We start from the raw sequence: 12,143 nt of genomic DNA, 5'->3' as shown, positions 1-12,143 counted from the left end.
CCGTTTACCCAGCCAGTAACGATCGCCTTGCCAGAACACCATCTTGAGCTGAGCGTTCATCGCTCTTCCTCCGGTCAAGTCGAAGCTTCTGAATTCTACCGCCGACCAGGCGATGCCTTTCGATCCAGGCAGAGTCCACCCATCGATTTGCAAACCGGGCGCTTGCCCGGCGTGGATGCGCGGGTGCCGAGGCCGGGGGGTTGCCGGGGCTTGCTCATGACCCTTCCTGTATCTGGGCAGCCATCATCGAGGATGCGGAGACCGCAGCCCCGCGACGCGAGCATGCATTGTAACGAGCCGCGCTGACCACACGCCATGGAAGCACCGGATTCGCGCTGAACTTCACCTCTCCCGCCGGGGTAAGGCTGTGCGCTGATGATCTGCCGCGGGCAGATCATGCACTGCCGGACGCCTGAGCGCTGCGCGCGATGGCTGGGGCGGAGTTGGGGTGTGAGGCGGCGTGCGTAGGCAATCGTCACCATGAATTCGGCAACTGGCGTTGAGGCACAGCGCGGCGCGAGATTCTTCGCTGCGCTCAAAATGCGCTAATCGGTAGCTGATGCACAAGAGCAGATCGGCATCACCACGCCAGCGCAGTCATGATTTGATGCTCCTGACGTAGCCGACGAAGATCCCGCGGATTCGGCGGTTCTCATCGCCCGTCAACTGGCGGCCAAGCTTGGCTGCTGTGATGGCGATCAGGCGTCGATCGAACTCCGGCGGCACGCTGGTGTTGTTCAGCAAATGCTGCTGCAGGAGCACGCGCGCGCCCTCGTGCGTGGTGGCTAACAGCTCCACCGCAACCTGCCTTGCAATGGCATTGACCGGATCCATCGCGGGGTCCGTCCCGATCGGCGTGACTGGATCGGGCACAGCGATTGGCGCGGGCGCCTTCGGGCTGGTGATCGTCAGCCGGGACGCCAGCCATGTGGCATCGAGCACACCCACCGAGTCTGCCTCCATCCGTAGGGCTGGACTGACGTTGTGCCGGTAGTCACCGACCGCCAGCAGATGCACTCGCACGCCGTAGGACTGTGCGATCTGAAAAGCGATGCGCAAATCCTCGTCGCCGGATACCACGACCGCATCAGTGATCGCGCGATTGCGCGCCAGCTCGATGAGGTCGGTAACGACCAGCGAATCCACGCCCTTCTGCTCACCGGCGCTGTTCAACGAACCAAGGCGCAGCTTGACACCCGGCTGGTCTGCCAGGCTGGATTGGTCAATCGATAGGCGTGGGCCTGAGAGCGCGTCGTACCAGTAAACTCTCAGCGCGTGACGGATGCTGGTTTGCAGCTCGGCTTGCCTGGCCAGCGCGGCCAGGAGCTCGGTAGGGTTCGTGACGGAAATGTCGCGCCGCTTGGTGTTGCTGCTTTTGGTAACGGCTTGTGCGCCGGCGGCAAAGAAATAGCCGGCATCCACCAGAATGGCGTACCTGTAACGTTTTGTCCTTTTCAGGCATTCTTGGGCAGTGAAACTAGAAGGCCCCTTTCGGGGCCAGATATAGGCTGCCGCAGCCAAACAAGATAGGGCATGCGGACAGCGCAGCGGAAAATACTCCGTTCGGGACCGCATTTTCAATGCCATTGCCCAGCCCCTGAACCACGGCTCGTCATTCCCGCGCTCCCACGGCTCGTCATTCCCGCGCTCCCACGGCTCGTCATTCCCGCGCTCCCACGGCTCGTCATTCCCGCGCTCCCACGGCTCGTCATTCCCGCGCTCCTATGGCTCGTCATTCCCGCGCTCCTATGGCTCGTCATTCCCGCGCTCCTATGGCTCGTCATTCCCGCGCAGGCGGGAATCCAGTGACTTCAGCAAGCGATGGATCCCCGCCTGCGCGGGGATGACGAAAAAGGCCGGGGCTTCCCGCCTCCGCCTGCGCCGGGGGCAACTTTGCGCGGGGATGACGAAAGACAAGGTCAACAGCACTGGATCCCGCCTGCACGGGGATGACGAAAGACAAGGTCAACGACACTGGATCCCCGCCCCCGCCTTCGCGGGGGCAGGCTCTGCGCGGGGATGACGAAAGACAAGGCGCCGATGATCTACCCGCAGCAGATCAGCGCACAGCACTTACCCCGGCGGGAGGGGGGCTTTGTAGAATCTCGCGCAGAACATCACGTGCGCGTGCCCTGGAAAAGTGTAGGCGCACGTTGTTCATGCCGCCGCGCGACAGGCATTGCCACAAGGCTTGATCGGTGTACGCACGTTCGATGGCCGAAGCCATGGCTTCGGGCGCATCGGCAAGTAGCACGTCAGCGCCATCGGCCAAACCCATGGCCTCGGCAGCGATGCTGGTGGCGACCACCGGCAGACCCGAGGCCATGGCGGTATTGATCTTGCCTTTCACGCCAGCGCCGTAACGCAGCGGGGCGATCGACACGCGGCAGCGCTCCAGCCACGGCCGCAGATCATCGACGCGCCCATGGAATACGACGTGCGCGTCGCGTAGCGCATCGCGCGCTTGCGCATCGACGTTGCCGATGACGTGCAGGCGGAGCCCGGGCAGGCGCGGGTGCAGCAGCGGCAACACTTCCCGGGCGAACCACTGCACGGCGTCGCGGTTGGGCGGATGCTGGAAGCCGCCGATGAACAGCAGATCGGCGCGATCAGAAAACGGCGTGATCGGCTCTTGAACCTGATGAATATTGCCCACCAGGCGCAACCGCGCCCGCGGTATTTCAGCCTGCACCAGCGCAAGCTCGACATCGCTGACCAGCAGGGTGCAGTCGCTGGCGGCGATCAACGCAAGCTCGTGCGCGCGCAGCGCGTCGGCACGCTGGGTACCCGATCGAGCCAGCTTTGCCGCACGCAGCTCGCGCAGGAAATTCAGATCGACCGTATCGAAAACAACGCGCGCGCGCGGCGCGAGTCTGCGCACCTGCGCCAGCCAGACCGACGCGACCGCGTAGCGGCTCAACATGACCACCGCGAAATCGTCACCGTGGGCGCCCAGCCAGGATCGCTGGTCGCCCGGCACCACAACCTGGACGCCCACGGCACCGAGGCGCGCGACCAGCGCGAGATCCATGCGGTGGTCATCCGGCATCAGACTCACGCGCCAGCCCAGTTGACCCGCGATGCGCAGCAGTTCGACAAGGCGCAGCGACCCGGAATCGCGGGAAGCGTCCGGCAGCGTGCTTTCGATCACCAGCAGGTGCGGCCTGCCCGTTTCGGCGCGCGCGCTGGCCTCGGCCTCACGCGTTCCCGGCTGCGCTTGCTCGCGCAATGCTGTTGCCCACTTGCCGGCGAATCGCGCCTTGTTCTTCACCTGATAGCGCTTGACGCCGTGCTCGGGATCGATGCCCGCGGTCACGCCCTCGCAGTGGATCACGGTGCTGGCCGGCTGCACCAGCACGCGATGTCCCGCGGCACGCACCGCGAAGGCGAGATCGGTGTCCTCGTAGTAGGCCGGCGCATAACGGGTGTCGAATCCACCAACCTGGCGAAACAGATCGGCCGGGATCATCAGCGCCGCGCCGGATACGTAATCGCACTCGCGACGATAGAGATAGCGCGGCTGATCCGGGCTCTCGAAGCGCCCGCAATTCCAGGCGCTGCCATCGGCGAACACCAGCGCGCCGCATTCCTGCAGGCGACCATCCGGATACAACAAGCGCGCGCCGGCGATGCCGCAATCGGGCACGTCCTCGAAACAGGCACGCAGCGCATCCAGCCATCCGGGCGTGACTTGCGTGTCGTTATTGAGGAAGCACAGGAACCGTCCGCGCGCGGCTTCGGCGCCCGCGTTGCACGCACCGACAAAGCCGAGGTTGCGTGGCAAGCCGAGCAAACGCAGTCCCTGGATTTGCGCGAGCGTCGCCGCGCTTGCATCGGGCGACGCGTCGTCCACCACGATGATTTCCAGCGCGATTGCATCGCCGCTGATGGCGATTGAGCGCAGGCAAGCCAGCGTGTAGGCCAGTTGTCCATGCACCGGGATGATCACCGAGACATCCGGGTTGCTGGCGTTGGGCACCGTGAACGGCGCGAACGTCCAGTCCAAGGGCAGCAGGCGCAATTGTGATGAGGCGCGCGGGCTGCCTCTGAACTCCTGCAGCATGCGCCGCCAGGTGCCGCGCCAGCCGCGGCTGAAGAGACTGCCGCGCGCCCGTTGCGACAGCGCGAGCAGCCGGCGCATGCGCCAAGTCAGCGCCTCGGTCCAGGTCATGGGCCGGTATCAGTACCGCGAATCTCGCATGTACATAGCTGCATATTTCGATTCACCCCAAGGGAAAAGGCGTTCGAAAAATTGACCTGATTCGCGTCGAAGTTCAATTCTCTGGATGGCCAGCTTCGCTGTTGTGAAGCGACTCCCGCCTGCGCGGGGATGACGCCCGCCACCGTCATCCTGAGGGCACAACCCGAAGGATCTCGGTGTCGAACCGCAAGGTGCGAAATCAGACCGGCAGGATCTCGAGACGCTTTTCGATACGCTCGATGCGGGTGCCCATGCGATCCATGCGCACCGACTGCTCGGCGAGCACGCTGTGTACGTGGGCAAGCTCGGTCTCGACATGACCCAGACGCAGTTTGATCTCACGCACGTCCTCGCGCAGCGCGCCCAGCTCGGCACGGATCGCGCGCAAGTGTTCCAGGACCAGATCGGTGTGTTCGGACATGCAATCAGGTTAGCACGGCGCGCGCGCCGGGCAGCCGCATCGCCAACGGCTCCTCGCCGCGCGAGCCGATCCCGATTTTGCCGGACGCGATGATCTCGAACTGCCTGCGCGCGTAGGCGGACGCCGGTCACGGCCACGCATTGCATGCAGCGCGGTGCGGCGCACGGGTTGTCAGCGCAACGCCTGGAAGGACGCACTGCATGGACTTCGCGCCAGCCCGGGACTAAGGTAGTTGAAGGTACTACCAAGCGATAGCCGGAAGCCATCATGGCCACATCACTCAAGATTGATGACGAACTCAAGGGGCGCATCCAGCACCTGGCCAGCCTGCGGCAGCGATCACCCCACTGGATCATGCGTGAGGCCATCGCACAGTACGTGCAACGCGAGGAAGCCCGCGAGGACTTCAAGCGCGAGGCGCTGGCGGCCTGGAAGTCGTATCAGGAAACGGGCCTGCACCTGACTGGGCAGGAAGTTCGATCGTGGCTGAACACTTGGGGCACTGAGGCGGAAACAGAGTTGCCCAAGTGCCACGAGTAAGCGTGACCGGGGGCGCAGTACAGGGCTTGCAGCGCTGTCGTCGATTCCTGGCGACCAACAACCCGCAGGCGGCCCGACGCGCGGGACAAGCGATCGATCGGCACTTCCAGCTCCTGGAAACGACGCCGGATATCGGCAGGCCCTTGTTGGAGCTGCCGGAGCTGCGCGAAATGGTGATCGGATTCGGGGATTCGGGCTATGCCGCCCTGTACCGGCATGAACCTGCCACCGATACGGTCTATGTGCTGGCCTTCCGACATCAAAAGGAAACGGGGTATTGAGCCGATGTGTCGGCCCGGCGGAATCGGTGCCGCCTCAGTTGACCCGCCGCCTGAGGTAGTTGAGCAGGTCGATGCGCGTGATCAGACCGAGGAATTTCGGACCGTCCATGACGATGGCGATGTGGCCGCGATCGAACACCGGCATCAGTTGCGCAACCGGGGTGCGCATGTCGACGAATTCGAGCTTGCTGACCATGGCGGTGGAGACCGGATCGGCGAAGCGCGCGCTGTCGGCGTGCACGTGCATGAGCAGGTCGGACTCATCGAGGATGCCGACGATGCGCTCGTCGTCCATCACCGGCAGTTGCGAGACGTCGTACAGCTTCATGCGCTGATAGGCCACGGTCAGCGGCTCGTGTGGGCCGATCACCACGGTGTCGCGCTGCGCGTAGGGGCGCAGGATCAGATCGCGCAGATCACCGTGCTGGGTGCGCTCCAGAAAGCCGTTGTCCAGCATCCAGTAATCGTTGAACAGCTTGGACAGATACTTGTTGCCGGTGTCGCACACGAACACCACCACGCGCTTGGGCGCGGTCTGCGCGCGGCAGTACTTGAGCGCGGCGGCCAGCAGCGTGCCGGTGGAGCTGCCGCCGAGCACGCCTTCTTTCTCCAGCAGCAGGCGCGCGGTGAGGAAGCTCTCCTTGTCGCTGATGGAATAGGCCTTTTTGACGCGCGAGAAATCGCTGATCGAGGGCAGGAAGTCCTCGCCGATGCCCTCGACCATCCAGCTTGCGGACTTCTGTGACAGCGTGCCGTCGTTGATGTACTGCGCGAGGATCGAACCGACCGGATCGGCCAGCACCAGCTCGGTCGCCGGCGACGCCTTGGCCAGAAACTGCGACAGCCCGGTCATGGTGCCCGAGCTGCCGCAGCCGAACACGATGGCGTCCATGCGCCCGTCCATTTGTTCGAGGATCTCGGGGCCGGTGAACTCCGCGTGCGCGGCCGGGTTGTCGGGGTTGCCGAATTGGTTGATGAAGTACGCGCCGGGCGTGTCCTCGGCGATCTTCTTGGCCAGATCCTGGTAGTACTCGGGATGGCCCTTGGCCACGTCGGAGCGCGTCAGCACCACCTCGGCGCCCATCGCCTTGAGGTTGAAGATTTTCTCGCGGCTCATCTTGTCGGGCACCACCAGCAGCAGCCGGTAGCCCTTTTGCTGCGCCACCAGCGCGAGGCCGATGCCGGTGTTGCCGGCGGTGCCCTCGACCAGCGTGTCGCCGGGCTTGATGCGTCCCGCCTGCTCGGCGCGCTCGATCATCACCAGGCCGATGCGGTCCTTGATCGAGCCGCCTGGGTTCATGCACTCGAGCTTGAGAAACAGATCGCAGCGGCCGCTGTCGAGATGCTGCGCCTTGAGCATCGGCGTGCGACCGATGAGTTCGAGCACGGAGTTCTGGATCATGCGGAAGAACCTCGATGGTGCGCGCAAGCCCCGGATATGCCACCGCCGCGGATCGCCGCGGCGGTGGGAAGGGGCCGCGCATGGCGGCCTCGCATGATAGCGGCACGCGCCAGCGCGCGCCGTGCGGCGCGGCTGGTGAAACCGCATCGGCACAAGGATGTGCCGCCGATGTGCCGCCGCGACGGGCGCACCAGCGCGGGTCGCGACCAAGGTGGCGCGGCTTCGCCGCGACCGTTTGCTTGCACGTGATTGTTCTGAACCGGGCGGCAGGATGCCCGGTTTCGCAAACCGATCTCAGTGCGCGGGCACGCGCGCGTCCTGCCACATGCGCAGCAGGCGTTCCTTGGCGACCAGTTTCTCGCGCTTCATGCCGTTGAGCGTGGTGCCGTCCATCGGCAACACGCCGATCTCGGCATCGTGCACCTTGCTGTCCAGTTCGCGGTGACGCAGGAACAGGCGCCGGAATTCGATATTGGCCTTCATCATGGCTTCGATGTCTTCACGCGGATGATTCTCGAACATCGTGCGACCTCCACAGGGTTGATGAAACACAGGGACGCAGTCCTCTCCGACCGCGAGAGGGTGGCGCGCAGCGCCGGGGGCGGGTCGTGCATGCAGGCGTGCGCGCAAACACCGCCCGCCCGTCATGGCGGTGTCGCAGGGGTTTGCTGTGGGGCGCGGCTTGCACACCGCCGCGCCGGCTGTGCGGCGGGGCATCGGGTGGCAAGGCGCGCAATGCATGTCGGCGGGCTTCACTCCCGCGGGGAAGATACCCCGCGGCCTTTGGACCCTACTCCCGCCTGCCGGGGCTGACAAGTACTGGAGGCTGACCGGCGCGGCGCGTGTTGCTGCTGGTCACACAGTGTCTCCACGGACGCGCATCCACGTGCTTGATCCAGCGCTGACAGGCCGCAGAACAGAGGGCTGAATCTTTTCCTGCCGGAGTAGTCCCATGAGTGCCCAAGCTACCGCTTCTGCTGCGCCTGAACCCGTCGCGGCGTTGTTTTCACCACTGCGCGTCGGCGCGATCGCGGTCGCCAACCGCATCGTCATGGCGCCGCTGACGCGCAATCGCGCCGCGGCCGGCAACGTGCCCTCGCCACTGGCGGCCACGTATTACGCGCAGCGCGCCAGCGCCGGTCTGCTGATCGCCGAGGCCACGCAGATCTGCCCCGAGGGTCAGGGCTACATCGCCACGCCCGGCATCCATGCGCCCGCGCAAATCGCCGGCTGGAAGATCGTGACCGATGCCGTGCATGCCGCCGGCGGGCGCATCGTGCTGCAGCTTTGGCACGTCGGCCGCATCTCGCACACCAGCCTGCAGCCGGGTGGCGTGGCGCCGGTGGCGCCATCGGCGATCGCCGCCAAGGCCAAGACCGTGACGGCCGAAGGCCTCGTCGATGTTTCGGCGCCGCGCGCGCTGCGTCTGGACGAGATGCCGGCGCTGATCGAGACCTACCGCGTGGCCGCGCGCAATGCCATCAGCGCCGGCTTCGATGGCGTCGAGGTGCACGCCGCCAACGGTTATCTGATCGACCAGTTCCTGCGCGACGGCAGCAATCATCGCAAGGATGCCTACGGCGGCGCGATCGAGAACCGCGCGCGCCTGCTGATCGAGGTCACCGCGGCGGTGGCTGCGGCCATTGGCGCGGATCGCGTCGGCGTGCGCATTTCACCGGTCTCGCCGTTCAATGACATGAGCGACAGCGCGCCGCAGCCGTTGTTCGAGCACGCGGTCGAACAGCTCGATGCGCTGCGCATCGCCTACATCCACGTGATCGAGGGCGAGACCGGCGGGCGGCGCGATCTTGACTTCGATTTCGCCGCGCTGCGCCGCCGTTTTCGCGGCATGTGGATGGTCAACAACGGCTACGACCGCGCCAGCGCGGCGGCGGCGATCAACACCGGCGCGGCCAACTTGGTGGCCTTCGGGCGCCTGTTCATCGCCAACCCGGACCTGGTGCGGCGTTTGCGCGAGAACGCGCCACTGAATGCGCTCGACGCCAGCACGCTGTACGGCGGCGACGCGCACGGCTACACCGACTACCCGGCGCTGGATTGAGGCGCCAGCGCCCGCGTCATTCGCGCCCGGCTCGGGTCATCTCGAACGGCGCGTCGCCTTCCCGTCTCGTCACCGTGGACGGCGCGCCGCGCCGATCCGGGGGCCGGGCGCTCCCGCGCCGCAGGTCCCCCACTGGATTACCGGCTTCGCTGTTGTGAAGCGCTTCCCGCCCCCGCCTGCGCGGGGGCAGGCTCTGCGCGGGAATGACGCACATGTGGGCTTGCACGGGGATGACGAACATGTGGGCTTCGCGGGATGACGCGCAATCAAAACCACGCCCCGACTCAGTTGCGCACGCTGCGCATCATCGCCTCGGGATAGCGCAGGCCGCTGGCCGCGTCCTGCGGGAACAGCGCATCGATGCGCGCCAGCTCCGCGGCATCGAGCGAGACATCCAGCGCGCCGATGTTTTCCTCCAGGCGCGCCAGTTTGCGCGTGCCGGGAATGGGCACGATGTGCGGGTCGCGCGCCAGCACCCAGGCCAGAGCCAGTTGCGCGGGCGTGCAGTGTTTGCTGCCGGCCAAGGTGCGAATCTGCTCGACCAGCTTGAGATTCTTCTGGAAATTCTCGCCCTGGAAACGCGGGCTGTTGCGGCGATAGTCGTCGGCCTCGAAATCGTCCACGCTGTGGATGGCGCCGGTGAGAAAGCCGCGTCCCAGCGGGCTGTAGGCCACGAAGCCCACGCCGAGCCGCGCGCAGGCTGCCAGCACGCCGTCTTCCGGATCGCGCGTCCACAGCGAGTATTCGCTTTGCAGCGCGGTGATCGGATGCACGGCGCAGGCGCGCGCCAGTGTTTCCGGCCCGGCCTCGGACAGACCCAGATAGCGCACCTTGCCGGCGCGCAGCAGATCGGCCATGGCGCCGACGGTGTCCTCGATCGGCGTGCTGGTATCGACGCGGTGCTGGTAGTACAGGTCGATATGCTCCACGCCGAGACGCTTGAGGCTGGCGTCGCAGGCGCTGCGCACGTACTCGGGGCGGCCGTTGAAGCCGCGCCGCGTGGGGTCGGCGGGATCACGCTGGATGCCGAACTTGGTGGCGATGAACACCTGCGCGCGGCGCCCCTTGATGGCGCGGCCGACCAGTTGCTCGTTGGTGTACGGGCCGTACATGTCGGCGGTGTCGAGGAAATTCACGCCGCGATCGAGCGCGGACTTGATCAGCGCCTCGGAGGCGGCATCGTCGTGACTGCCGTAGAAATCGCTCATGCCCATGCAGCCCAGGCCCAGCGCGGAAACTTCGGGGCCGTTGCGGCCCAGGCGACGTGTTTGCATGCTCGATCTCCTCGCAGCGATGATGAGAGTGCTCATGTTAATGAGGCCGGCATGGGCGTGCCGTGAATAGTCTGCTGCCCACGGCTTGAGCCGACCACCGACAACCGACTCACGCACCGCGCCGCAGCGTGGTCACGGCCTCGACTTGGGCTGGTCTTGAATCGCGCGTAAGCTGGACGTAATGAAAGCCACGTCCATCAAGCGCCTGCTGGTCTGGCTGGCCGCGCTCGTCCTGCTGATCACGGCACAGGGCGCGCTGGTGCACGTCCACGCCAATGAGCTCGAAGCCGCCGCGGTGCGTTTCGCGGCGCTGCCCGTGGGGGTCGACCCCGCCGCCGCAGCGGTGCGCGCAGGCCTGTTCGATACCGCATTCCAGCCGCTGGATGGAGATGCGCTGAGCTTCGCGCAGGGCACCGCGCGCTGGTATCGCCTGCGGTTGGCCGCTGATTGGCGCGAACACAGCGCGCCGCTGCTGGTGATTCATAACGCGCGCTTCCAGCCGATCACGCTGTACGCGCCGGGCGCCGGGCGCGCGCAAGTACAGCACCATGCGCAAAGCGGGCGTGATGCGCGCTTCTCGCGGCGCGCGCTGGTGTTCGAGCTGCCGCGCGATTTGCGCGCCACGCAAAGCGTGTATCTGCGCGTGCCGGGGGCGGCGAAACGCACGCCGTTTTCCGCCCGCGTGTATCCGGAGGAGGCCTATCACGTCGACGACACCGGCTGGGTGCGCGTGATGGTGTTCTTCGAGTCGGTGCAGTTCACCATGATCCTGGTCGGACTGACGCTGTGGCTGGCGCTGCGCGATCGGCTGTACGGGTTTTTCGTGGGCTACCTGGTGCCGCAGTTCGCCTATCTGCTGATCGCCAGCGGCGATTTGTATCTGCTGCCGGGCGGCCACTGGCTGGAGCCGTTGGGCATCCGCGCGCTGTGGTTCATGGCCGCGTTGAGCACGCCGTTCGCGCTGTCATTCATCGTCGAATTTTGCGAGATGCGGCGCATCGCGCCGCGCCTGGCGCACGCGCTGTCCTGGCTGCGCTGGCCCTGGGCCGTGCTGGCCGTGACCGCGCTGCTGCCCATGGCCTGGCACGCGCGCAACAGTCTGCAGCCGGATGTCGGCAATGTGCTGTTTCTGCTCTGCGCGCTGGCTGCGATCGTGGCGGTGATCGTGGCCTGGCGGCGCGGCAGCGTGGCGGCCGGCGTGTTCCTGCTGGCGTGGATTCCGCAGTCGATCTTCACCGCGCTGCGCGCGCTGCAATTGCTGCTGCAATTGTCGCTGCCGGGTTGGTTGGAGTTCGGGCTGCCGGCGGCGCTGGCGCTGTCCAGCCTGGTGCTCACCCTGGGGCTGGGGTTGTCGACGTTGCAAGCGCGGCGCGAGCGTGACGATGCGCGCAACGAGGCGCAGCGCGATCCGCTGACCGGCCTGCACAATCGCCGCGCGCTGATGGCGCGCATCGCCGAGGCGCTGACCGAAGCGCGCCAGCAGCACGTGCCGTTGTCGCTGATTTTTCTCGATCTGGATCACTTCAAGGCTATCAATGATCGCCACGGGCACCTCGCCGGCGATGCCTGTCTGCGCATCCTCGCCGAGCGCGTGCATTCCGAATTGCGTCCCGGCGACACGCTGGCGCGCTGGGGCGGCGAGGAATTCGTGGTGCTGCTGCCGGCCACCGCGCTGGGCGAGGCCGCGCTGATCGGCGAACGCATCCGCCGCCGCGTCGAGGCCGACCCGTTCGTCGCCGGCGGCGTGGCGGTGGCGATCACCGTCAGTCTCGGCCTCTCCGGCCACACTCGCGCCGCCATCGAATCGCCCGAACAACTGATCGAACAGGCCGACGCCGCGCTGTACCGCGCCAAGGCCGCGGGCCGCAATCGCCTGATCGTGCATCCGGCGTTCGCCGCGACGCGGTAATCCACGAAAGCCGCGCCATCGGCGCAAGGCTGATCACAAACCCGGCCTGCATG

The 12,143-nt window shown here is 66.2% G+C and carries 10 protein-coding genes; 4 read left to right on the top strand and 6 right to left on the bottom strand.

The annotated features are described in order from the left end of the window. Positions 1 to 597: 597 nt before the first annotated feature. The 3 genes from ACYDAT_RS10560 to ACYDAT_RS10550 form a co-directional block, all read right to left on the bottom strand. Entirely contained in the window at positions 598 to 1,422 is an 825-nt protein-coding gene (locus ACYDAT_RS10560; RefSeq protein ID WP_461450009.1) for an NYN domain-containing protein, read from the bottom strand. A 637-nt stretch (positions 1,423 to 2,059) separates the two neighbouring features. Next, entirely contained in the window at positions 2,060 to 4,171 is a 2,112-nt protein-coding gene (locus ACYDAT_RS10555; protein WP_461450008.1) for a glycosyltransferase, read from the bottom strand. Between the two features lie 229 nt (positions 4,172 to 4,400). Beyond that, positions 4,401 to 4,622, bottom strand: coding sequence for a hypothetical protein (locus tag ACYDAT_RS10550; RefSeq protein ID WP_461441734.1), 222 nt, complete (start codon positions 4,620 to 4,622; stop codon positions 4,401 to 4,403). A gap of 267 nt (positions 4,623 to 4,889) precedes the next feature. On the opposite strand from ACYDAT_RS10550, the gene ACYDAT_RS10545 reads away from it, so the two are divergent. Both ACYDAT_RS10545 and ACYDAT_RS10540 read left to right on the top strand, forming a co-directional pair. Then, a complete protein-coding gene (locus ACYDAT_RS10545; RefSeq protein WP_461440147.1) occupies positions 4,890 to 5,162 on the top strand; it encodes a CopG family ribbon-helix-helix protein in 273 nt (90 codons plus the stop codon). Further along, positions 5,150 to 5,443 carry a type II toxin-antitoxin system RelE/ParE family toxin gene (locus tag ACYDAT_RS10540; protein WP_461450007.1) on the top strand — a complete coding sequence of 98 codons (294 nt, stop codon included), beginning with the start codon at positions 5,150 to 5,152 and terminating at the stop codon, positions 5,441 to 5,443. Before ACYDAT_RS10545 ends, ACYDAT_RS10540 begins: the two co-directional genes overlap by 13 nt. 34 nt (positions 5,444 to 5,477) lie before the next feature. Here the strand turns inward: ACYDAT_RS10540 and ACYDAT_RS10535 are convergent, their stop codons facing one another. Both ACYDAT_RS10535 and ACYDAT_RS10530 read right to left on the bottom strand, forming a co-directional pair. Then, a complete protein-coding gene (locus ACYDAT_RS10535; protein ID WP_461440145.1) occupies positions 5,478 to 6,845 on the bottom strand; it encodes a pyridoxal-phosphate dependent enzyme in 1,368 nt (455 codons plus the stop codon). A 294-nt stretch (positions 6,846 to 7,139) separates the two neighbouring features. Beyond that, positions 7,140 to 7,367, bottom strand: a complete 228-nt coding sequence (locus ACYDAT_RS10530; protein WP_461440144.1) for a YdcH family protein — start codon at positions 7,365 to 7,367, stop codon at positions 7,140 to 7,142. A gap of 430 nt (positions 7,368 to 7,797) precedes the next feature. Between ACYDAT_RS10530 and ACYDAT_RS10525 the strand changes: the two genes are divergently transcribed. Continuing rightward, complete coding sequence (locus ACYDAT_RS10525; protein ID WP_461450006.1) at positions 7,798 to 8,907, top strand: alkene reductase; 1,110 nt, start codon at positions 7,798 to 7,800, stop codon at positions 8,905 to 8,907. A gap of 284 nt (positions 8,908 to 9,191) precedes the next feature. On the opposite strand, the gene ACYDAT_RS10520 is transcribed toward ACYDAT_RS10525, so the two are convergent. Further along, entirely contained in the window at positions 9,192 to 10,181 is a 990-nt protein-coding gene (locus tag ACYDAT_RS10520) for an aldo/keto reductase (RefSeq protein WP_461440142.1), read from the bottom strand. A gap of 181 nt (positions 10,182 to 10,362) precedes the next feature. Between ACYDAT_RS10520 and ACYDAT_RS10515 the strand changes: the two genes are divergently transcribed. Continuing rightward, entirely contained in the window at positions 10,363 to 12,090 is a 1,728-nt protein-coding gene (locus tag ACYDAT_RS10515) for a diguanylate cyclase (protein WP_461440141.1), read from the top strand. The last annotated feature ends 53 nt before the right edge of the window (positions 12,091 to 12,143 follow it).

The organism is Metallibacterium sp. (assembly GCF_054637675.1).
Note: the sequence above shows the minus strand (reverse complement) of the source record. Positions and strands in the feature narration are given on the sequence as shown.